Origin of the sequence: Chania multitudinisentens RB-25, from assembly GCF_000520015.2 — a bacterium.
Lineage (GTDB): Bacteria > Pseudomonadota > Gammaproteobacteria > Enterobacterales > Enterobacteriaceae > Chania > Chania multitudinisentens.
In genome coordinates this window covers 4472316-4494651 of the sequence record NZ_CP007044.2, presented here as the reverse complement: position 1 = coordinate 4494651, position 22336 = coordinate 4472316, and the positions used below count along the sequence as shown (strand labels likewise).

General features: G+C 52.5%; 21 protein-coding genes and 1 pseudogene. 10 read left to right on the top strand and 12 right to left on the bottom strand.

What is annotated here, in order from left to right; translation table 11 throughout:
* Genes Z042_RS19855 through ltnD form a run of 4 tightly spaced genes read right to left on the bottom strand, consistent with a single transcriptional unit; the run spans nucleotide 1 to nucleotide 3586 of the window.
* Entirely contained in the window at nucleotides 1–777 is a 777-nt protein-coding gene (locus Z042_RS19855) for an HPr family phosphocarrier protein (protein ID WP_024911724.1), read from the bottom strand.
* Between the two features lie 3 nt (nucleotides 778–780).
* A complete protein-coding gene (gene otnC / locus Z042_RS19850; RefSeq protein ID WP_024911725.1) occupies nucleotides 781–1413 on the bottom strand; it encodes a 3-oxo-tetronate 4-phosphate decarboxylase in 633 nt (210 codons plus the stop codon).
* The gene (otnK, locus tag Z042_RS19845; protein ID WP_024911726.1) at nucleotides 1410–2672 is read right to left on the bottom strand and encodes a 3-oxo-tetronate kinase; all 1263 of its coding nucleotides are present in this window, start codon (nucleotides 2670–2672) and stop codon (nucleotides 1410–1412) included. Before otnK ends, otnC begins: the two co-directional genes overlap by 4 nt.
* Nucleotides 2672–3586, bottom strand: coding sequence for an L-threonate dehydrogenase (gene ltnD / locus Z042_RS19840; protein WP_024911727.1), 915 nt, complete (start codon nucleotides 3584–3586; stop codon nucleotides 2672–2674). The genes otnK and ltnD overlap by 1 nt, the downstream gene beginning before the upstream one ends.
* A 250-nt stretch (nucleotides 3587–3836) precedes the next feature.
* Between ltnD and ygbI the strand changes: the two genes are divergently transcribed.
* The 3 genes from ygbI to Z042_RS19825 all read left to right on the top strand — a co-directional run bounded on the left by ygbI (nucleotide 3837) and on the right by Z042_RS19825 (nucleotide 6912).
* Complete coding sequence (gene ygbI, locus Z042_RS19835; protein ID WP_024911728.1) at nucleotides 3837–4604, top strand: DNA-binding transcriptional repressor YgbI; 768 nt, start codon at nucleotides 3837–3839, stop codon at nucleotides 4602–4604.
* 649 nt (nucleotides 4605–5253) lie between these two features.
* Nucleotides 5254–6090, top strand: coding sequence for a transcriptional regulator (locus Z042_RS19830; protein WP_024911729.1), 837 nt, complete (start codon nucleotides 5254–5256; stop codon nucleotides 6088–6090).
* A 201-nt stretch (nucleotides 6091–6291) separates the two neighbouring features.
* Nucleotides 6292–6912, top strand: a complete 621-nt coding sequence (locus tag Z042_RS19825) for a helix-turn-helix transcriptional regulator (protein WP_024911730.1) — start codon at nucleotides 6292–6294, stop codon at nucleotides 6910–6912.
* A 353-nt stretch (nucleotides 6913–7265) separates the two neighbouring features.
* Here Z042_RS19825 and Z042_RS19815 read toward each other — a convergent pair whose 3' ends face one another.
* The 3 genes from Z042_RS19815 to Z042_RS19805 all read right to left on the bottom strand — a co-directional run bounded on the left by Z042_RS19815 (nucleotide 7266) and on the right by Z042_RS19805 (nucleotide 9540).
* Nucleotides 7266–7718 carry a helix-turn-helix domain-containing protein gene (locus Z042_RS19815; protein ID WP_024911732.1) on the bottom strand — a complete coding sequence of 151 codons (453 nt, stop codon included), beginning with the start codon at nucleotides 7716–7718 and terminating at the stop codon, nucleotides 7266–7268.
* Between the two features lie 276 nt (nucleotides 7719–7994).
* Nucleotides 7995–8702, bottom strand: a complete 708-nt coding sequence (locus tag Z042_RS19810) for a glutathione S-transferase N-terminal domain-containing protein (RefSeq protein WP_024911733.1) — start codon at nucleotides 8700–8702, stop codon at nucleotides 7995–7997.
* A 154-nt stretch (nucleotides 8703–8856) separates the two neighbouring features.
* Nucleotides 8857–9540, bottom strand: a complete 684-nt coding sequence (locus Z042_RS19805) for an ArsR/SmtB family transcription factor (RefSeq protein WP_024911734.1) — start codon at nucleotides 9538–9540, stop codon at nucleotides 8857–8859.
* Nucleotides 9541–9619: 79 nt separating this feature from the next.
* On the opposite strand from Z042_RS19805, the gene Z042_RS19800 reads away from it, so the two are divergent.
* Complete coding sequence (locus tag Z042_RS19800) at nucleotides 9620–10576, top strand: cytochrome P450 family protein (RefSeq protein WP_024911735.1); 957 nt, start codon at nucleotides 9620–9622, stop codon at nucleotides 10574–10576.
* Nucleotides 10576–10923 (top strand): antibiotic biosynthesis monooxygenase family protein, encoded by a 348-nt coding sequence (locus Z042_RS19795; RefSeq protein WP_024911736.1) that lies wholly within the window; start codon nucleotides 10576–10578, stop codon nucleotides 10921–10923. The genes Z042_RS19800 and Z042_RS19795 overlap by 1 nt, the downstream gene beginning before the upstream one ends.
* Here the strand turns inward: Z042_RS19795 and Z042_RS26165 are convergent.
* Complete coding sequence (locus tag Z042_RS26165) at nucleotides 10920–11093, bottom strand: hypothetical protein (protein WP_154667002.1); 174 nt, start codon at nucleotides 11091–11093, stop codon at nucleotides 10920–10922. The two genes, Z042_RS19795 and Z042_RS26165, sit on opposite strands and share 4 nt — an antisense overlap.
* 20 nt (nucleotides 11094–11113) lie before the next feature.
* On the opposite strand from Z042_RS26165, the pseudogene Z042_RS26690 reads away from it, so the two are divergent.
* Together Z042_RS26690 and Z042_RS19790 are read left to right on the top strand one after the other, a co-directional pair.
* A pseudogene (locus Z042_RS26690) lies at nucleotides 11114–11453 on the top strand (hypothetical protein); the annotation flags it as partial.
* Nucleotides 11454–11700: 247 nt separating this feature from the next.
* A complete protein-coding gene (locus Z042_RS19790) occupies nucleotides 11701–13293 on the top strand; it encodes an ABC-F family ATPase (RefSeq protein WP_071882849.1) in 1593 nt (530 codons plus the stop codon).
* 22 nt (nucleotides 13294–13315) lie between these two features.
* Here the strand turns inward: Z042_RS19790 and moeB are convergent, their stop codons facing one another.
* Nucleotides 13316–14089 carry a molybdopterin-synthase adenylyltransferase MoeB gene (moeB, locus tag Z042_RS19785; RefSeq protein WP_024911738.1) on the bottom strand — a complete coding sequence of 258 codons (774 nt, stop codon included), beginning with the start codon at nucleotides 14087–14089 and terminating at the stop codon, nucleotides 13316–13318.
* Between the two features lie 2 nt (nucleotides 14090–14091).
* Nucleotides 14092–15330, bottom strand: coding sequence for a molybdopterin molybdotransferase MoeA (moeA, locus tag Z042_RS19780; RefSeq protein WP_024911739.1), 1239 nt, complete (start codon nucleotides 15328–15330; stop codon nucleotides 14092–14094).
* Between the two features lie 319 nt (nucleotides 15331–15649).
* On the opposite strand from moeA, the gene Z042_RS19775 reads away from it, so the two are divergent.
* Genes Z042_RS19775 through gsiB form a run of 3 tightly spaced genes read left to right on the top strand, consistent with a single transcriptional unit; the run spans nucleotide 15650 to nucleotide 20040 of the window.
* Nucleotides 15650–16609, top strand: a complete 960-nt coding sequence (locus Z042_RS19775) for an isoaspartyl peptidase/L-asparaginase family protein (RefSeq protein ID WP_024911740.1) — start codon at nucleotides 15650–15652, stop codon at nucleotides 16607–16609.
* Nucleotides 16610–16628: 19 nt separating this feature from the next.
* The gene (locus tag Z042_RS19770) at nucleotides 16629–18479 is read left to right on the top strand and encodes a dipeptide ABC transporter ATP-binding protein (protein ID WP_024911741.1); all 1851 of its coding nucleotides are present in this window, start codon (nucleotides 16629–16631) and stop codon (nucleotides 18477–18479) included.
* A gap of 25 nt (nucleotides 18480–18504) precedes the next feature.
* Nucleotides 18505–20040 (top strand): glutathione ABC transporter substrate-binding protein GsiB, encoded by a 1536-nt coding sequence (gene gsiB, locus Z042_RS19765; protein WP_024911742.1) that lies wholly within the window; start codon nucleotides 18505–18507, stop codon nucleotides 20038–20040.
* Nucleotides 20041–20115: 75 nt separating this feature from the next.
* On the opposite strand, the gene Z042_RS19760 is transcribed toward gsiB, so the two are convergent.
* Together Z042_RS19760 and Z042_RS19755 are read right to left on the bottom strand one after the other, a co-directional pair.
* Entirely contained in the window at nucleotides 20116–21123 is a 1008-nt protein-coding gene (locus Z042_RS19760; protein ID WP_024911743.1) for a substrate-binding domain-containing protein, read from the bottom strand.
* Between the two features lie 224 nt (nucleotides 21124–21347).
* Nucleotides 21348–22325 (bottom strand): ABC transporter permease, encoded by a 978-nt coding sequence (locus tag Z042_RS19755; protein ID WP_417903544.1) that lies wholly within the window; start codon nucleotides 22323–22325, stop codon nucleotides 21348–21350.
* Between the last annotated feature and the right edge of the window lie 11 nt (nucleotides 22326–22336).

The following is a 22336-nucleotide window of genomic DNA, read 5'->3' as shown; positions in this document are numbered from 1 at the left end:
TTACAGGTAAGGCTTCACCCAGCCGAGCCCGGCACTGGTTTCACCCCGCGGTTTATATTCACAACCGATCCAGCCCTGGTAGCCCACTTTGTCCAACAAAGCGAACAACCAGGGGTAATTCAATTCCCCCGTATCGGGTTCGTGACGATCCGGCACCGAGGCAATCTGAATATGAGCATAACGCCCGGCGAGTGCAGCGATCAGCGTGCTGATGTTGCCGTCCACTAATTGCGCATGGAAGAAATCAAACTGGATAAAGACGTTTGAGCGATCAATCGCCGTGACCAGATCCGCCGCCTGATGCTGGCTGGAGAACAGATAGTGGGGTTTTACCGGTGGGCTGAGCGCTTCAATCAGCACCTTGATGCCGTGGGGGGCAAAGGTATCGGCAGCATAACGGAGATTGCCGATAAAGGTTTCCCGATAACGGGCAGCATCTTCACCGGGCGGCACCACGCCAGCCATAACGTGCACACAGGGGCATTGCAGGGCGATAGCGTATTCCAGCGCCCGATCAATATCCGCTCGCGCATCTGCTTCACGGCCTGGCAGCGCCGCCAACCCCCATTCACCAGCCGTGGTATCACCGGGCGCGGTATTGAACAACACCTGCACAAGCCCGTGCTGGTGCAGTTTTTCTGCCAGCAGATCGGCCGGGTATTCATAAGGAAACAGGAATTCTACCGCCTTGAAACCAGCCGCCGTCGCAGCGGCAAAGCGATCCAGAAACGGCAGTTCGGTAAACATCATCGATAAATTGGCAGCAAATTTTGGCATCTTTCAGCTCCGTAACTCGGCAATTTCATCATCGGTTAAATAGCGAATCGGGCGGTTGCCGAGGGTAAAAATCAGCTTCGCCGCATCTTCCATTTCTTCGGTATTATTCGCAGCTTCGCGCAGGTTCTCACCGGTAACGACCGGCCCGTGGTTGGCCAACAGGAAGGCTTTATGCGCAGGAGCCAATCTGGCGAGATCTTCTGCCAATCGCAGATCGCCGGGGCGGTAGTAACGCACTACCGGCACGTTACCAACGCGCATCACCACATAAGGGGTAAAGGGTTTGATGGCATTTTCCGTATCCAGCCCTTGCAGGCAGGAGAGGGCGGTGAGGTAAGTGCAGTGCAGATGTACCACCGCCTTGCATGCCGGATTGTGTTGATAAAGAGCACGGTGAAAGCTGATCTCTTTCGACGGTTTATCGCCAGAAATCCATGCACCATCCAGGCTGACTTTTGACAACCTGTCAGCCTGCAACTCCCCTAAACACGAGCCAGTGGGAGTCGCCAGCAGAGCGCCATCCGGCAGCAGCAGTGAAAGGTTGCCCGCTGAGCCGGTGGCGTAGCCGCGTTGGAAGAAAGAAGCGCCCAAGCGCACCATCTCTTCTCTGGCTTGCTGTTCAACAGTGTTCGTCATACTGGGAACTCCGTTTGTGCTCTGGCGAAAAAGTTTTCATCGCCAAAATTGCCCGACTTCAGGGCCAGTGAAACCGGTTGTTCGATGGCGCGTACCCAGGGTACGCCAGGCGAAATGCAGGGGCCGATATGGAATCCGTGGAGCTTCAGTGCTTGGGTAACGACGCCAGATGTCTCCCCACCGGCGACAATAAAGCGGCTGAATCCCTGCTGTTGCAGGCGTTGGGTAACCTCGCTAAACAGTGCCTCTACCGCCAGGCTGGCTGTTTGGGTGCCATATAGCTGCTGAGTTTGCTGTAACTGCTGCGGTTCGGCAGTGGCGTACAGCAACGGAGCCAGTTCTGCTGTTGCATGGTGTTCCACCCAGTGGCAAAGTTCAGCGGCATAGGCGCTGCGAGCTGTTTCATTGATGCAGCGTGCGACATCAATAGCCTGCGCCGCCGCCTGCTGGCGATACCGATTGACCTGTTTGTTGGTCATGGTTGAGCAGGAGCCAGAAAGCACAACGGCTTTTTTACCTTGCGGTGCACCGGCTGACTGGGCTTTGGCTTGGCCTGGCTGTGCCCATTGGCGGGCAAGACCGATTGCCAAGCCAGAACCGCCGGTCACCAGTTTCATGGTTTTCAGCGCTTCCCCTTGAGTGAGCAAATGCTGCTCATTGAGGGTATCCAACACGGCGTAACGCACGCCTTGCTGCGCTAATTGTTGCAGTTTCTCTTTTACCGCAGCGGCACCGCGATCCATTTCCGCTGCATTAACCAGCCCACAGCGCCCGGTTGCCTGCGCTTCCATCAGCCGCAGCAGGTTGCTGTCGGTCATTGGCGTGACGGGATGATGGCGCATACCGGATTCCGACAGCAGTTGCTCCATCACAAACAAATACCCTTGATATACGGTGCGCCCATTGACCGGCAGCGCAGGGGAGATCACCGTTTGTTGTTCGCCCAGTGCATCAAGTAAGGCATCGGTAACCGGGCCGATGTTGCCCTGCGCGGTGCTGTCGAAGGTGGAGCAATATTTGAAATAGAACTGGCGACAGCCTTGGCGTTGCAGCCAGATCAGTGCTTGCAGCGCCTGCTCAACCGCCTGCGCAGCCGGGCATGAGCGTGATTTCAGGCTGATCACCACGGCCTGGGTATCTATCTGGGTATCGCTGTGCGGCACACCGTTTAACTGCACGGTGGGCAAACCGTTTTCAACCAGAAAGCTGGCGATGTCGGTCGCACCGGTAAAATCATCGGCAATCACTCCAAGCAGCATTATGCGTTCCTCCGGTTGTCTGGCAGATTGATGCCGGAGAAAATTTTGATCACCGCGCTGTCGTCTTCTTTGCCATAGCCGGCATTACTGGCGGAGGTGAACATATTGAATGCCGTTGAAGCCAGCGGCAGCGGGAAGTGCAGCGCTTTGGCGGTGTCAGCCACCAAACCGAGATCCTTGACGAAGATATCTACTGCGGATTTCGGCGTATAGTCGCCGTCCACTACGTGGCGCATACGGTTTTCAAACATCCAGGAATTCCCGGCTGCGTGCGTAACCACATCGTACATCACCTCCAATGGAATACCGGCGCGTGCCGCCAGCGCCATGGCTTCAGCTCCGGCAGCAATATGCACGCCCGCCAGGAGCTGATGGATGATTTTCACCGTAGCGCCCAGGCCGATCTCTGCGCCGATGCGGTAGACTTTACCGGCTACCGCGTCCAATACTGGCTGCAACTGAGCGAAAGTGGCTTCACTGCCAGATGCCATGACTGTCATCTGGCCTTCTGCGGCTTTGGCTGCGCCGCCGGAAACCGGGGCATCCAGCATATTGAGCTTGAATGCCTTCAACTCTTGTTCAATCTCTTTGGCCTCGGCGGCGGCAATGGTGGAGGAAACCATGACGGCGGTATTGGGCTTTAGCTGTGCTGCCAAGCCGTTATCGCCAAAAAGGATATGTTTCACCTGGGCAGCATTGACTACCAGCAGTAAAACAGCATCCAATTCAGCAGCAAATCCAGCCGCGCTGGTGGTGGCCTGCTTGGCTCCGGCCTGTTGCAGAGTGGTCAACGCCTGTGGATTGAGATCGACGCCATAAGTGGTCAGCCCGGCATTAATGCATGACTTCGCTGCCCCCATCCCCATGGAGCCTAGGCCGATAACGCAAACCGAATAATTTCCTGCCTGTGCCATAACACACCTCTGTTAATTTTAGTGATTATTTGTTTTGTTGTGTTAAATGTAGGTACTTTTGAAACAGGTGTCGGTGATCGTCTTCACAATTATTAACATTTAAAAGATAACGAAAAATCGCGTTAACATAATGCTATTAAAGGTTTTTCATGAGGATAATGAGCGAGGTAACCTGAAAATATCTGCTTCCCCTGCACGTAAATTGACGTAAAATCACAATTATTATCACTGCGGTTATTGAGAGGAAATTGTGATACCTGTTGAACGCCACCAACAAATTTTAGCGCTGGTGTCTGAACGCGGCGTGGTCAGCATCGCTGAACTGACCGAAAGGCTGGAGGTGTCGCATATGACTATCCGGCGCGATCTGCAAAAACTGGAAGAACAAGGGGTTGTACTGGCGGTATCTGGCGGTGTGCAGTCGGTTGAGCGGCTGGCGATTGAACCTTCGCATCAAGATAAAGAAGCGATGTTCAGCCAGCAGAAAGCGGCGATTGGGCAACTGGCGGCGCGGCAGATCCCCATCAACAGCTGCATTTATCTTGATGCAGGGACGACCACACTGGCACTGGCCCGGCAGATTGGCGAGCGAGACGATCTTACCGTAGTAACCAATGATTTTGTTATTGCCGCTTATCTGCTTGAGCATAGCCAGTGCAAGCTGATCCATACTGGGGGAACCGTTTGCCGTGAAAATCGTTCCTGCGTGGGCGCTGCGGCAGCACAGGCGTTACGTAATCTGTTTATCGATCTGGCGTTTATCTCTGCTTCTTCGTGGAGTATGCGCGGGCTGTCAACGCCTAGCGAAGATAAGGTGATGGTGAAAAAAGCGATTGTTGAAGCCAGCCGCCGCTGCATTCTGCTCAGCGATACTTCCAAATATGGCAAGGTGGCCACCTACTTGGCGCTGCCGATATCGGTATTTGATATCATCATTACCGATGGCAAGCTGCCAGAAGCAGCACAAGAAGCGATTATGCAGGCAGGTATTGCATTATTGCTGGCAGAGGAGCCGTAAAACATAAGCATTATTCGCGTCTTTGCTATCGTGTTGCCGGGGAATATGGCAGCCAAGTGGTTTAGGGCAGGGCCATTTCTACCTCTAGCCTGCCATTCTATTCGTTCAGCCGTTGATTTTCTTCGCCAACGCTGTTTCCTTTTGCTCATTAAGGTGGGATAACTCTTTAGGGCGGGTTGCCAGAGCATTTTTTGCTCTCATTTCGGTATGTGAAAAATTAAACCCCATTAATTTTAACGCTTGGATTACATTAAATTTTGCTATTAATCCTCATGATTTTGTACATAAAAAAATCAGCAATCTTAAAGTATCATTATTTTCGCATTAAAAATTGCTTAAAAAGGCCATATATTAGTTTTTTAATCTTAAAATTTGATTTATCAGGAATAAAAAACTAATTTTTTGGTGCTTTACATATAAATATATCAATATAAAGCTTGTTTGTATAACCTTTGGCTCGGGTTATGAGAAAATTCTTATTTCAAGGGAAGAGGGAGCGCTAGGACAATTTTGACCTGGTGTTAAAGAATGGAAAACGATGCGTAAAACAGGATTTACGAAAGTTAACTTTTTACATTTTGGTTAATAATTTGTTAACAATAAATGCCAGGATTAGGCTGTCCTTATAATAGTGAAACCCGTGAATAACATGAAATATAGATTTAATGATCGCATCATTTTTGACGCTGATACAGGGACGTTAAGCCTGAGTGATTTCTCCGATGATCCTGTGCCTATCTCGAATCCTTCAAAACGCTTGTTGCTACTGTTGATCGCTCACCAGGGTGATGCCGTTAGCCGTGAAGTGATATTCAAAAAAGTGTGGGATGATTATGGCATGATCTCCAGTAACAATAATCTTAACCAGTGCGTCAGTAAATTACGCCGTGTGATAAAGGCACTGGGGCTGGATGATGAGATTATTGTGACAGTGCCTAAAGTTGGCTTTATGCTGCGGCACGAAATACACGTGAAACCTTGTCAGCAGGAAGAGGGGAACGTGGTTGAAGACGTGGCTGTTGAAGCTGAAGACAGTGTGCCAGAGGTTAAGACTCCGTTCTATATGGAAGCCAAACCTCTTTCAACGGCACCTCGTTTTTCTCCTGTTCGCCATATTCGCTATGGGTGGGGGATTTTGGCATTTATTTTTGTGGTGGTGGCTGGTATTGCCATATACGCTTTCAGCTCAATGTATCGCCAGGAAACTTACGTAGGTAAAGCAGGCAGTTGCAAAGTGTTTATGTCAACGGCACCGATCACTGCATCGGTAGCAACAAGTTTGAGTGAAGATGTTTTGATGTACGCCAAACAGCAAGAAGCACAGTGTAATGCTGATGAATATCTTCTGTTGGTACGGAGCAACCAGGTGAAATCATATATATCAGGGATCTCCCGGTTGTTTTTTCTACGTTGTAAGAGCCTGCGCGAACATAAAATAGAAATCTGTTCCGGGCTGGAAAGTGAAAGTTCACCGCTAATGCAATAACTATTATCAAGTATTAAATTGATGCCACATCAAGGGGCGTGGGATATGTTATTAAACGACGCTCTTGAAGTGGTTTTTTAATATTTAATCCTCTATTGATAATGTGATGCTTAATTAATTCTCTCTTTATATTGGGGAGTTGCAGGATGGAATTTATTCATTTTCAGCCTATTTTTTACCGTTATTCTATGGTGATTTATTATGAAGAAAGCCCTTATTGAAGGCGATTTTATTTTTTTTGAGCCTTATCCATGGGTGAGAGAAGGATTGCAGGCACTGGTTGATCCTGCCTATACACAAACTTGTCACTTTCAACATCTCAAAGAAATAAAGATAGCATTAAATAATAAAGAAAAACAAACGGTTATCATGGAGCTCTATAATCATTCAGAAAGTTTGTATGATGTCATTCAATTTATCTTAACTGCCAAGGTATTCTGGCCAAGGGCAGATTTTGTCATATTTACGGATATTACTAACCCAGGCATTCTTGCCATTTTGGCGGCAGAGTCTCATTTGTCGCTGGTATCCAAGCGTGATGATTTGAATTGCCTTTGTAGCGCCATTACCACTGCGTGTTATCGTAGCCCGTCCGTTCAGCGTTTGCTCGTGCAGCCTGTGCAGCAGCTTTCGCATAGTGAATGGCGTATTCTGGCTTTGATGATTGGCGGAGCTACTCCTCAGCGTATTGCGAATGTCATTCAACGCAGTTACAAAACGGTGAGTACGCACAAGCTCAATATTATGCGCAAATTGCAATTAAACCAGACCGATTTCATGCATTTCATCCTGGCATTTCGCACCTGTTATAATCCGCTGTAAGTGGCCGTATGGCCGCTTACAGCGGATGTTCTCTCCTCATTAGATAAATTTTATTGGTAATATTTACTCATTAAACTATCAATTTAATACGTTAAATAAAGAACAAAAATCAAAATATTGGTGTTTGATAGTTAATAATTCTTCTTGGAGGAGATCATTGAACAATTGAAGGATGCGCTGCAAAGTAAAAAGGGGGGCTGAACTGCGCCCCTTGTTTTTTGGCGCAATAAAACATGCAACCATAATACAGCCGGTTCTGGAACGTCTGCTGGGGAACAACATGCGATGCTTCCGCTGCTCCCCAGAAACTCACTTGACGAACGGACATAACAGCGTTATCCGTGCTGGGTTTGTCAGTGCTGCCCCATCCACTGGGTACATTTATTTTCCGTACACTTGCCGTTATACAGCAAATGAAGGTTTGCTGATTGATGGTAGTAATCAGGTTCGCCGTTCTGTGGATGTTGCTCTGCCAGATCCTGTGGCGATGCGCGGCGATAGACCGCCGGAGTTTCGCCAAACTGCTTTTTAAACGCCCGGGAAAATGAAGGCTGGGAATCGAAATGAAATTGCAGAGCGATATCCAGGATCGGCAGTGGCGTTGTGCGCAGAGCCTGTGCCGCTTTTGATAAACGGCGTTCACGGATATAACTGCCAAGCGCGTGACCGGTGGTGCTGCGGAACATACGTTGCAGATGCCATTTGGAGTAGCCTGATTTTGCTGCCACGTTATCCAACAGCAGAGGCTGATCCAGATGTGTTTCGATCCAGTTCAGTAAGTCGTGAATGATATTGGTGTGATCCATTGTTTAAATTCTCCCATGGTACGACATTCCGTTCACATTGATGTTAATAATCCAAGTTAATTCTTTGATAATAGGCTTGCACGGCAGGTGACGCAAGTACTAACTGGGGTAATCCACATGACGAAAAATGCTCTACTAGGAGAAGGGGAATTAATCTGCGAAAACGCGCTGACAGCCGTTCAGCAAAGAAGTCACTCAAGAAAAAGTTTGTGTTATCAGAGGGTAAGGTGTTACCCGTGAAAAGGGATAGCCCGGCAGACTATCCCAAAGCACAGGTTATACTGGGCGAGCAGGAATGTTCACCCCGCGTTGCACGGCTGGCCGGGCTAATCCGCGTTCCAGCCACTGGCCGACCAACGGGAAGCTGTCGAACTCTATCAACTCACGGGCTTCATAGAAACCAATCAGGTTGCGCACCCAACCGAGCAACGAAATATCGGCAATAGTGTAATCGGTTCCCATGATCCAATCGCGCCCTGCCAACCGGTTTTCCAGCACGCCAAGCAGCCGTTTAGACTCTTTCTGATAGCGTTCCAGTGGCCGTTTATCTTCATACTCACGCCCGGCGAATTTGTGGAAAAAGCCCAGTTGACCAAACATCGGGCCGACGGCCGCCATCTGAAAAAATACCCATTGGATAGTTTCATAACGCAGAGCGGCATCCTGCGGCAGGAACTGACCGCTTTTCTCCGCCAGATAGAGCAGGATTGCGCCGGACTCGAACAATGCTAAAGGTTTTCCCCCAGGGCCGTGCGGATCGAGGATTGCCGGGATCTTACCGTTGGGGTTCAGTGACAGGAATTCCGGCGTCCAGGTTTCATTTTTGCTGATATCGACAAGATGGGTTTCATAGGGCAGACCGATCTCTTCCAGCATGATGGAAACTTTCACTCCGTTTGGCGTTGGCAACGAGTAAAGTTGTAAGCGCTCTGGGTGTGCGGCGGGCCAGCGTTGGGTGATGGGGAATTGGGTTGGATCGAACATGGTCATTCCTCGGGATTATGGGTTGGCAAACGAAATAGCGTTAACAGGGATAACCAACCTAGGCTGTTACTGAGGTAAACGTATAGCTCAAAATGTGCGATTAGCGCTTTTACCTGGTTAAATTTCCCTACCGTAAACCTGATCTATTTCCGAGTTAAACAAAGAGAGCAAAATGTGTGTTCAGCGCCTTTTTACCTGCTGCCGTGAGTTGCAATGCGCGGCTGTCTAACTGGCGCTGGAGCCAGCCACGTTTTTCGAACGCTGCCAGCAGTGCAGCACCCAGGGCTCCGCCAAGATGCGCTTTGCGTTCGCTCCAATCCAGGCAACCACAGGCAAAACGCCGCCGTGAAGGGGCAGGGGAACAGTTAACACCCAACTGTGCCAAGGCTAGCTGCCCTTGGTTGCTGAGTTGATAGTCGTTGTCGCCCGTCAGCCAGGCCAGCTCAAACAGGCGATTATGTAACAGCACGGCGAGCTCACCCGCCATATGATCGTAACAGGTGCGAGCAAAACGTAGCGAAATGGGCGTGGTGCTTTTGACCGTTGGCCGTTCAACACCGGTCAACGCCATCAAGGTTTCCAATACTTCGGCCACTGGCTGGCTCGCCAAACGATAAAAACGATAACGCCCCTGCTTTACGCAACTGACAAGCTGCTGTTCCTGTAAGCGGGCCAAATGGCTGCTGGCCGTTGAGGCAGCTACGTCTACCGCCGCACTCAGTTCGGTGGCGGTATAGGCACGGCCATCCATCAGCAGGCACAGCATACGTGCTCTGGTACGATCGGCGATGGCGGCGGTCAGCGCGGCCAGGCGGATTTCAATGTCGTTATCATGCATATTTCGAGCGTCAGCGAAGTGTTGTTGTTGGTTTAACTTCACAATGCCTATTCCGCTATTCAATTTGAAGGAATATTTCATGATGGCTTGTCCTTTTTCTGCTGCAACGCAGCAAGTGGTGCGTGAAGCCTTGGCGCACCGCGATCTTGGCATGCGGCCACCGCATGAGCCGGTGCCCGCCGCGCTGCTTGCCACACCGGCACAGCCCCTATTTGCCGCATTAGTTCGGATGCGGGATGATGCCGGGCATGGTGAGTTGAAGGCTGCCATCAGCGCGGCTTTAGCGTCGTTCAGTGATAATGAGCTGTGCCAGGCAACACACCGTGTAGCGCAACAATTGGCACCTGATATGCTGACCGCCGAACAGCTGACCCGCTTCAACTATGCGTTACCGATCGGTGTATTGGCAGATATGCTCGGCGTTGCTTATCAGGAACGTACCGTGCTGGTGGATAACGTACTGGATTTTGTACGCTGCATTGCCCCTGGTGGCAGTGAGCAACAGATGGCGCGCGGTGTTATTGCTGCCGGGAAATTGCATGAATGGATGCAGGCCGCCGATGGCCCGTTATTCATTCGCCTATGCCAACGTATTGGCGATCGCTCAGTTGCGATAGCCAATGCTATTGGGCTATTTTTCCAGGCTTGTGAGGGAACCGCCGGATTATTAGGGCAAACGCTGTTATTGATGCAGAAGCAAGATGTGACGGTGGAATATGGCCTTTCTAGCGTATTACAGGAAACCCCACCGATTCACACCACCCGCCGTTTTGCGCTGCGTGATACCAGGTTGGATGGTGAGCCGTTAGTGGCTGGGCAGACGGTGCTGATAGCGTTAAAAACAGAAGGAGAAAGTTTTGCCTTCGGTTACGGCAGCCACCAATGCCCCGGCAGCGCTTGGGCACACTTGATTGCTTTGGGTGGCATCCGCCATTTATTGGCTCTCAATATGGAATCCAAATTATTAACCCACTTTCGCTGGCGTGTTTCGCAAAATGCACATGTGCCGGAATTTTTTACTGCTGAGGAGCAATGATGATCGCGGTTATTTTTGAATTGCAGGCTGCCGAAGGGCTGCGGGAAACCTACCTTGATCTGGCGGCTGAGTTGAAGCCGCTGTTGGCAGAGATCGACGGATTTATTTCTATTGAGCGCTTTCAGAGTCTAGCCGATCCGCAAAAATTGCTGTCACTGTCATTCTGGCGTGATGAAGCGGCGGTAGCACAATGGCGTAATCTGGAGCAACACCGCCAAGCGCAGGCGCGTGGGCGGCACGGCGTGTTGGAATATTACCGGCTGCGGGTGGCTGAGGTAGTGCGTGATTACGGGCTGGAACCTCGCGAGCAGGCACCGGCAGACAGCCAGCATTTTCATCAGCACTAGGCTGTGCCAACGGGGGCGACAGGAGCCAGCGTGGCCTGCTCCAGCGGAACGATTTTTCCTTGTGGGGTGTGCAGAGGTTGGCCGCTTTCCTGTTCTATCAACATAATATGGGGGTAATCAGCCAGGATAGGCTGGTGCCCCATGCCATCAGCGCTATCGTTATCTGACATCCGCGAGAATAGTTTCAATTTACCGGGCTGTTGAATTGCTGTTGAAAGATGAGTACGGATTAAGTGATTTTTTTGTTAACTTAACCATGGATGCTGCGAAATTGGCTATATCTGTTGGAGCCGCTTGGGGAGCGAAAACATTTGCTACTGGTTTGATGGTCGCGGGGGGGAAGTGTCGTCATTATTGCTGCTGGTATATTTCTTATTGGATTTGGTGTCAGCTTTTTATTATATTGGTTGGATAGTGAGTTGAAAATAAGTGAAACAATAATTAAAAACATAAAGACATATAAAGTTCACAATACACCATATCATCCAGATCAGCTGTTTAACACATGGGGGAGGCTCAGTCGTGGTTAAAATAAACAGGCCATTAGTGAGTATGTTTGCAGTCTTTCTTTTATTTCTTTCTAGGGTAACTGTTATTGGAAAATAGAGACTGGTTATAGTACCGAAGTTCGCTGACAACGGGAGAGATAATATTTAAAGCAAGTAGCAGCTTTGCTGCTGCTCAAAAAACAACCAAAAATCCTCGCGATCTCTGACCGCCGTTATGGCATAATGCGCGCCAAATCACATTTCCCCTGAATTATGAAGAGCGAGCGCTGTGTTAAGCACTAACAATATTACTATGCAATTTGGCAGTAAGCCGTTGTTTGAAAATATCTCTGTCAAATTTGGTGGCGGTAACCGCTATGGTTTGATCGGGGCCAACGGTTGCGGTAAATCCACCTTTATGAAAATCCTCGGCGGTGATCTGGTGCCAAGCGCCGGTAACGTGTTCCTTGATCCGAACGAACGCCTGGGTAAACTGCGCCAGGATCAGTTCGCGTTTGAACAGTTCAGCGTGCTGGATACCGTGATCATGGGCCACACCGAGCTGTGGGCGGTTAAAGAAGAACGCGATCGCATTTACGCGATGGCGGAGATGAGTGAAGAAGATGGCTATAAAGTGGCCGATCTGGAAGTCGCTTATGGTGAGATGGACGGTTATACCGCAGAAGCCCGTGCCGGTGAATTGCTGCTCGGTGTCGGCATTCCGGTAGAACAGCATTACGGCCCGATGAGCGAAATCGCCCCCGGTTTCAAACTGCGCGTGCTGCTGGCGCAGGCATTGTTCTCCGATCCAGAAATCCTGCTGCTTGATGAACCGACCAACAACCTGGATATCGATACTATTCGCTGGCTGGAGCAGGTGCTGAATGAACGTAACAGCACCATGATCATCATTTCGCACGATCGCCATTTCCTGAACATGGTCTGTACGCACATGGCGGATCTGGATTATGGCGAACTGCGTGTCTATCCGGGCAACTACGACGAATATATGACGGCGGCTACTCAGGCGCGCGAGCGTTTGATGGCAGATAACGCCAAGAAGAAAGCGCAGATCAGCGAATTGCAGTCATTCGTCAGCCGCTTTAGCGCTAATGCCTCAAAATCCAAGCAGGCGACCTCTCGCGCTCGCCAAATCGACAAAATCCAACTGGAAGAAGTGAAAGCCTCCAGCCGTCAGAACCCGTTCATCCGTTTTGAACAAGAGAAGAAACTGTTCCGTAATGCGCTGGAAGTGGAAGCGCTGTCTAAAGGTTTCGACAATGGCCCGCTGTTCAACAAGCTTAACTTGATGGTGGAAGTGGGTGAGAAAATCGCGATTCTGGGTGCCAACGGTATCGGTAAATCTACCCTGTTGAAAACGCTGGTGGGAGATATACCAGCGGATCAGGGTACGGTGAAATGGTCGGAAAATGCCAGAATTGGTTACTACGCGCAGGATCACGAATATGAATTCGATGACACCCTGACGGTATTCGACTGGATGAGCCAGTGGAAGCAGGAAAAAGACGATGAGCAGGCGGTGCGCAGCGTACTGGGCCGCTTGCTGTTCAGCCAGGACGACATCAAGAAGCGCGTTAAGGTGCTTTCTGGTGGTGAGAAGGGCCGTATGCTGTTTGGTAAGCTGATGATGCAGCGCCCGAATATTCTGGTGATGGATGAACCGACCAACCACTTGGATATGGAATCCATTGAATCACTGAATATGGCGCTGGAAATGTACGAAGGCACCCTGATCTTCGTTTCCCACGACCGTGAATTCGTGAGTTCATTGGCAAGCCGTATTCTGGAAATCACCCCGAACAAGGTGATCGACTTTACCGGCAACTACGAAGATTACCTGCGTAGCCAGGGTATTGTTTAAGCCCTCTCTGTAAATAATCCCTTCATCCTATGGATGAAGGGATTGAATTGCCACACACTTCACATTGCGGATGCTTAGGCAGTTTCATCTCACGAAACTGCATTGTCATGGCGTCAAACATCAGCAATTTGCCCACCAGCGGTTGGCCATAATGGGTTAACAGTTTAATGGCTTCCATGGCTTGCAGAGTGCCGATGGTGCCGACCAAAGGAGCCATCACACCGGCCTCCACACAGGTGAGGGCGTTCTCGCCAAATAACCGGCTCAGGCAACGATAGCAGGGTTCATCCGGCTGATAGGTAAACACGCTGAGTTGGCCTTCCATACGGATAGCGGCTCCCGAAACCAACGGTTTACGCTGCGTATGGCACAGGCGATTAAGCTGATCGCGCGTAGCCACGTTGTCGGTGCAGTCCAGCACCACGTCACAGGCGGCAATCTGCGCCGCCATCTGTGCATCATCCAATGGTTCAGCGCTGGTATCAATGCAGATGTGCGGATTGATCGCGCTCAGTTCAGTGCGCGCTGAGTCAACCTTTGTCATGCCGACGCGGGCATCCCGGTGCAGAATCTGGCGCTGTAGATTGGAGAGTGAAACCGTGTCGAAATCAAGCAAAGTCAGGTGACCCACGCCCGCGGCGGCCAGATATGGGGATGCCGCACAGCCCAAACCGCCGAGCCCGACGATCAGCACATGCGCCGCTTTCAGCTTTTCCTGGCCGTCGAAGTCAAAGCCGCGCAGTACGATCTGGCGGTTATAGCGCAGTGTTTCTGCATCGGTTAATTCCGGCAGCATGTTCAGCTCCTTAACAGCGCATTGAAGGGTTCGATCTCCACCATTTCACCTGCGGCCACTGAACCCCGCTCTCGTTCCAGCACAATAAAGCAATTGCCCTGACTATAGGAACTGAACACGTGCGATCCCTGATGCCCGGTGGTACTGACCTCCAGTTCACCATTGAGGTTGCTGGTAAAGATGCCACGCTGGAAATCCAGGCGGCCCGGTGATTTCTTTAATGGAGTTAGCGCGCGTGCTTTCAGGCGGGCCGGTAAGCGCCATTCGGTATGCCCAGCCAATTTAGCGAGCAGCGGTTGCACCAATTGATAAAAGGTCAGGGCGGCAGAAACCGGATTACCCGGCAGGCCACAGAACCAAGCATGTTGCAGTTTACCGAAGGCAAAAGGCTTACCGGGTTTGATCGCCAGTTTCCAGAAACTGACAGTACCGAGTTCATCCAGCATCTGCTTGGTGTAATCGGCTTCACCGACGGAAACACCACCGCTGCTGATCACCACATCGGCCTCACGGTCTGCCTGGCTGAATGCGGCGCGTAAGGCATTTTGATCGTCGGGGATAATCCCCAGATCGATCACCGTGCAGCCAAGCTGTTCCAGCATCAGGCGCACCGCAAAGCGGTTGGTATCGTAAATCTGGCCTGCCTGTAGCGGTTGGCCAACGGGTTGCAACTCGTCACCGGTAGAAAACACCGCAACTTTCAGCCTGCGTGTCACCTGCACATTGGCAATACCCAGTGAAGCCAACAGTGGCAACTGCGCGGCCCCCAGTTTTACCCCTGCGGGCAATACGTTCGCTCCCTGGCGGATATCTTCACCCGCCAGCCGAATATTCTGCCCGGCCTGTACCTGTGCGTTGAAACGCACCCCCGCTTCGTTGACTTCCGCCTGCTCCTGCATGATCACCGCCTCGGCACCTGCCGGGATCGGGGCACCGGTCATGATGCGCAGGCAGGTATTGGCAGGCCATGCACCAGTGAATGGCGCACCGGCAAAGGCTTTACCCGCCACGGGTAACAGGGTGCTGGTATGTAATTCGTTAAGGCGTACTGCGTAGCCATCCATTGCCGAGTTGGCAAACGGTGGGACGTCAATGGGTGAGATCACCGGTACAGCCGTAATACGCCCGGCAGCGCTGGTCAACGCAATAGATTCGGTTTCTGGCAATGGGGCGATTTGGGCAAGCATGGTTTCCATGGCTTGCTCAAGGGAAATAAGATCAGAGGTATGGCAAGGGTCCATAAAGTCAGCTCCATAAATCAGCGTGCGCGGGTTTTCCGGCAAAGTGCGGCTATTATGGCAGATAACGCTGAGGGGGAGAATGATGCTATCCCAGGGGCTGGATGTGCTGAGATAACATACTGTTTTTATTCTATTAAGTTCTTTCAAAGTACAAAAAGGTCTAAGCAGATCCCGGCTAAATAGATAGCCAAGACTTTGTGCTTTACATCGCCTGCCGGGCTAAATATAGTCAAAAAAGACAGAATAATAACTATCCCCTTCAAATATGAAGACGCTGTCAGTTCCGCCGGATGTTGAGTTAATACAGGATGTCAGTTCAATGAACAAACCAGTCATTGCTATTCATGGTGGTGCGGGGGCGATTACCCGTGCGGCATTGAGTGCTGAAAAAGAACAACATTATATTCAGGCGCTTTCCGATATTGTTGCTGCTGGGCAGGTGATTCTGGCCCAAGGAGGCAGTGCGCTGGATGCGGTCACCGAAGCGGTCAGGCTGTTAGAGGAGTGCCCGTTGTTCAATGCGGGTAAAGGTGCGGTGTTTACTCATCAAGGCACCCATGAGCTGGACGCCTGCGTGATGGATGGCCGTACCTGTGATGCCGGGGCGGTTGCTGCCGTCAGCCGGATACGTAATCCAATCCTGGCAGCGCGAGCGGTGCTGGAAAACAGCAGCCACGTGCTGTTTGCCGCCGACGGTGCCGAACGGTTTGCCGCCGCCCATGGCCTGGAAATGGTCGAGCCTGATTTCTTCTTCACTCAGGAACGTTTTGAACAATTGCAGCGCGCGCAGGCGGAACAGGGGCGCGTGTTGCTCGATCATGATGGCGCAGCCATACAAAGTAACGCACCACTCGATCCCGATCGCAAATTTGGCACCGTTGGTGCGGTGGCATTGGATGGATTGGGCAACCTCGCGGCGGCAACCTCAACCGGCGGGATGACCAACAAGCAGGCCGGGCGTATTGGTGATACGCCAATTATTGGTGCGGGCTGTTATGCCAACAACGCTACCGTGGCGGTGTCGAGCACAGGCACCGGCGAAATCTTTATGCGCAATGTGTCTGCTTACGATGTTTCCGCGTTGATGGAATATGCCGGGCTTAGCCTGCAACAGGCCAGCGATAAAGTGGTGATGGAAAAGCTGCTGGCCATGGGGGGCAGTGGTGGGTTGATCGCCATTGATCGCTTCGGCAACGTCGCGTTGCCGTTCAACAGTGAAGGTATGTACCGTGGTTTTGGCTATGTCGGTGATGCCCCTTCCGTCGGTATCTATCGTTGAGCGCGAGCCAGGAGAATGCATGAGTGATTCCATCATCCTGCCACCGCAGCGCGTGCTGGCAGTGAGCGATCTTAGCGTGCGATTCCGGCAGGAAGGTGAAACCGTTGCGGCGGTGCGCAATCTGGCATTCAACGTTGATCGCGGTGAAACGCTGGCCATCGTCGGTGAATCGGGTTCGGGTAAATCGGTCACTTCGCTGGCGCTGATGCGTCTGGTTGAGCAGGGCGGTGGGGAATTGACCGGCGGTGTGATGCAGTTCCGCCGCCGTAACGGCCAGGTGCTTGATCTGGCACAGGCCAAGCAGAATACGCTGCGCACGTTGCGCGGTGCGGATATGGCGATGATTTTTCAGGAGCCGATGACCTCACTCAATCCGGTGTTTCCGGTGGGGGAGCAAATTGCTGAATCCTTGCGTTTGCATCAGGGGCTGAGCCACCGTAGCGCCAAACGTGAAGCATTGCAGATGCTGGATCTGGTGCGTATCCCCGAGGCAAAAAATGTGCTGGCGCGTTACCCGCACCAGCTTTCCGGTGGTATGCGCCAGCGGGTGATGATTGCAATGGCATTATCGTGCAAACCTGCGTTACTGATTGCCGACGAACCGACTACCGCATTGGATGTCACCATTCAAGCGCAGATCTTGCAGTTGATTCGCGTGTTGCAGCAGGAAATGCAGATGGGAGTGATCTTCATTACCCACGACATGGGCGTGGTGGCAGAGATTGCTGACCGGGTGCTGGTGATGCACCAAGGGGTTAAGGTGGAAGAAGGCGCAGTGCGTTCGCTGTTTGCCGCGCCGCAGCAGGCTTATACCCAGGCGCTGCTGGCGGCGGTGCCGAAGCTGGGGGCCATGAAGGATCATGATTTTCCGGCACACTTCTCACTGCCCGGTGAGGCAGACGATCGCCAGCCGCAGAACACGATTCCTGCCGGAGCCGCGCCGATTTTACAGGTGAAAAACCTGGTCACGCGTTTTGATTTGCGCAGTGGCATCCTCAACCGCGTGACGCGCCGCGTGCATGCGGTAGAAAATATCAGCTTTGATCTGTATCCCGGTGAAACGCTGGGGCTGGTGGGGGAATCCGGCTGTGGCAAATCCACTACCGGGCGGGCGTTATTGAAACTGGTAGAGAGCCAGCACGGCACCATTACCTTTAACGGCCAAACCATCAATCGGCTCAACGGCGCGGCGTTGCAGCACCTGCGGCGCGATATCCAGTTTATCTTTCAGGACCCTTATGCCTCGCTGGACCCGCGTTTGACGGTCGGTTTTTCGATTATGGAACCCTTGCTGGTGCATAACGTGGCGCGCGGTGCCGAGGCGGAGAAACGGGTGGCCTGGCTGCTGGAGCGAGTTGGCTTGCAACCGGAACATGCACGGCGTTACCCGCATGAGTTTTCCGGGGGGCAGCGCCAGCGGATCTGCATCGCCCGTGCGCTGGCGCTCAATCCGAAAGTGGTGGTGGCGGATGAAGCGGTTTCTGCGCTTGATGTGTCGATACAGGCACAAATCGTCAACCTGTTACTCGATTTACAGCGCGAGTTCGGCATCGCGTTTCTGTTTATTTCTCATGATATGGCGGTAGTAGAGCGCATCAGCCACCGTGTGGCGGTGATGTATCTGGGGCAAATTGTTGAAATTGGCCCGCGCCGTAGCGTGTTTGGCAACCCACAGCATGCCTATACCCGCAAGTTGATGGCTGCCGTACCGGTGGCCGATCCGCATTATCCCCATAAACGCCGGCCACTGCTGGTGGATGAAATACCCAGCCCGATCCGTGCGCTGGACGATGAACCCGTTACCGCACCTTTAGTGCAGGTTGGCCCAGGGCATTTTGTGGCCCGTCACCCTATCATCGGTGCTTTTTAGCGTTGCCTCAGGAGAGAAAAGCAATATGACTCAACACACCTTCAAACGTAATGTTTTGGCTGCGGTCCTGCTGGCTGTTGCTGCGGGCCCGGCTTGGGCAGCCAAAGATGCGGTGATTGCCGTGGCTTCCAATTTCACCAGCCTTGATCCCTACGATGCCAACGATACGCTGTCGCAGGCGGTGGCGAAATCGTTCTATCAGGGGCTGTTCGGCTTCGACAAGGACATGAAGCTGATCAACGTGTTGGCAGACAGTTATGAAGTGAGCCAAGACGGCCTGACCTATACCGTTAAGCTGCACCCGGGGGTGAAATTCCACGATGGCACCGATTTCAACGCCGAAGCCGTCAAGATTAACCTGGATCGCGCCAGTAACCCGGATAATCGCCTCAAGCGTTATAACCTGTTCCGCATGATCGACAAAACCGAGGTTGTGGCAGCGGATACGGTCAAAATCGTATTGAAAACGCCATTTTCAGCATTTATTAATAACTTGGCCCACCCGGCGGCGGTGATCATTTCCCCGGCGGCGCTGAAACAGTATGGCAAGGAGATCGGTTTTCATCCGGTGGGGACCGGCCCTTATCAGTTCGAAACCTGGAATCAGACCGACTTTGTCAAAGTGAAGAAGTTTGACGGTTATTGGCAGGCCGGTTTACCCAAGCTTGATAGCATCACCTGGCGCCCGGTAGTGGATAACAATACGCGTGCGGCGATGCTGCAAACCGGAGAAGCGACCTTTGCCTTCCCGATCCCTTATGAACAGGCCAGCGTACTGGAGAAAAACGACAAGCTGGAGCTGGTGGCCGCTCCGTCGATTCTGCAACGTTACATCAGCCTGAATGTGACACAAAAGCCGTTTGATAACCTGAAAGTACGGCAGGCGCTGAACTATGCCATCAACAAGGATGCGTTGATCAAAGTGGCTTTCTCAGGCTATGCCGTACCGGCAGAAGGCCCGGTGCCACCGGCGATTGATTTTGCCGCTCGTTATCAGCCTTGGCCATACGATCCGGCCAAAGCGCGTGAACTGCTGAAAGAAGCCGGTTACCCGAACGGTTTCACGACCACCCTATGGTCTTCTCATAACCACAGTACTGCGCAAAAAGTGTTGCAGTTCGCCCAGCAGCAGCTGGCGCAGGTTGGGGTGAAAGTCACGGTGACGGCGATGGATGCGGGCCAGCGGGCGGCGCAGGTGGAAAGCGTCGGCGTGAAGGAAACCGGGGTGCGGATGTTCTATACCGGCTGGTCGGCCTCCACCGGCGAGGCTGATTGGGCGCTGTCGCCGCTGTTCTCAACCCAGGCGGCACCGCCAAAGCAGTTTAACACCGCGTTTTACAGCAACCCACAGGTGGATCAGGGGCTGGTGGATGCGCTGGCAACCACCGATCGCAGCAAAAAGCAGGCGTTGTATCAAGGTGTTCAGGATCGTATCTGGGCCGATGCGCCCTGGATTTTCCTGGTGACCGAGCGCCTGCTCTCGGCGCATAACAAGCAACTGAGCGGTTTCTATGTGATGCCGGATGCTTCATTCAGCTTTGAACAGGCGGATTTGAAGTAGGGCAGCACTAGAGGGTATCAGGCAGATAATAAAAATCTCCTCCGGCAAACCAGCCCGGAGGAGATTCAGCTACGATTACTTACGCGCGTCTAACAGCTGCTGCGCGTTGTCAGCGGTCACCACGGTCCATGGAATGTAGTAATGCTTCTGCGTACCGCCATCCCACTTCATCTCTTGCGCGTACTGCTGCCAGATATCGGACTGCGGCTGGTAGCTCTCGCCTTTCACCGCACGTAGCGCCACGTCGATAGAACCTTGGATCTGGCCTTTGGCATCTTGCAGGATGGAAACCATTTCCCCAGCCTGGACAGCATGAATGGCGTCGGATACGCCGTCCACCCCGGCAATGGCGAAGTCTTTCACGTTCAGGCCCGCACCCTTGATGGCTTCAATGGCACCCAGCGCCATTTCATCGTTCTGGCCAATCACGCCGTTGATTTTGCCACGGTGTTTTTGCAGCCAGTTTTCCATCAGCGGCTGGGCTTCGGCGCGCGACCAGTTGGCGGTCTTACGCTCCAGCACCGTCACCTGGCCTGCACCGCACTCCGCGATGGCCTTGTCGTTCCCTTTACCGCGCTGGATTTCACCGCTGCCGCCTTTCGGGCCTTCGATGATCACCACGTTCACTTTGCGGTTCTTACAGTCAAGCTTATCCAGTACCGCTTTGGCTTCAAGATAGCCGCCAAGTTCGTCGTTAGAAACCACTTCGGCCGTCATCTCTTCGGTATTTAACCGGGCATTTGTTACCACCACCGGGATTTTGGCGGCGTTGGCGTTGGTGACGATATCGATATTCGCTTCAAAATCCATCGGGTTGACGATAATCGCATCGGCACGCGTCTGGATGGCGGTTGCTGCCTGATCGTTCTGTACCGAGGCATCGTAACGCCCGTCATAGAAGGTCAGCACGGCTTCGCCGCTTTTCACCGCCGGGTGTTCCTTACCGTATCTCTCCATTAACTGCACGAATTCAGCTTTGTTGCCGTACATCAGTACCGCAATTTTGGTCGGTGCTGCCTGAGCGGCCGCCATACTTCCGATCATCATGGCTGAAGCAAACAAGGCAATTTTAGTTTTATTCATTACTTTCTCCTGGGGGTTGTTGCAGGTAAATACCCTTCATACTCCAAGTTGCATGTGCGTTGGCTTTCCTCGCTCACCCCAGTCACTTACTTGAGTAAGCTCCTGGGGATTATGAGCCTCAAAGAGGCTCACCCTGGGGGCCAGCGCAAGCGCTGTTCAAATCGGTCAAAGATCGATTTGTCACTGCGTTGCCGCCTTCCTGCAACTCGAATTATTTTGGGTAATTAATCGCGTTGTTGCTTACGCGATGGGTCAAGCAATACGGCGACGACAATCAATGCGCCTTTAATGATTTGTTGGTAATACGACTGCACGCCGAGCAGATCGAGGCCGTTGTTCATTACCCCGATAATCAGCACGCCGAAGAAAGTTCCTACCAGCGTACCGACGCCACCGGCCATGCTGGTGCCGCCAATTACCACCGCGGCGATGGCATCCAGCTCATAGCCTGCACCGGCGTTGGTCTGCGCCGAGCCGGTACGGGCGGTGAGGATCAACCCCGCGATGCCCGCCAGCGCACCACAGAGGGTGTACACCAGCACTTTGATGCGGGTGACGTTGATGCCTGAGGTGCGGGCGCTTTTCGGGTTACCGCCGACCGCGTAAACGTAGCGGCCAAAGATGGTTTTATTCAGCAGTAGCCAGGCGAGGGCAAACAGCAGAATGAAGATAATCACTGGCACTGGAATACCGGCGATATAGCCGTTACCCAGCCAGCGGAAATCGCTGTTCAACTGCGAAACCGGGTTGCCATCGGTGGTCAGCATGGTCAACCCGCGTGCCGCAGAGAGCATCCCCATGGTGACGATGAACGGTTGCAGACGATAACGGGCTAGCACCGTGCCGTTAATCAACCCGCAAACGATGCCGATGCCCAGCGCGATAATCAGCGGCATCATCACCGCCGTAGCGGTATCGCCAATCGCCAGCCCGCTGTTATTGGTGGCGAAACGGGCGGCGACGATGCCGCTGAGCGCCAGCACCGAGCCGACCGACAGATCCACCCCGGCGGTGATAATGACAAAGGTCATGCCAATCGCCAGAATGCCGTTGATAGAAACCTGGCGCAGCACAATCAGCATGTTTTCATTGCTGAGAAAATAGTTACTGCTCCAGGCACCTTGAGTCAGTTGATACTCGCCAATCAGCGCCACGATCAGGCACAGGGCGAAGAAGGCGATGATAATGCCGTACTTGTGCATACGGCGCTTAT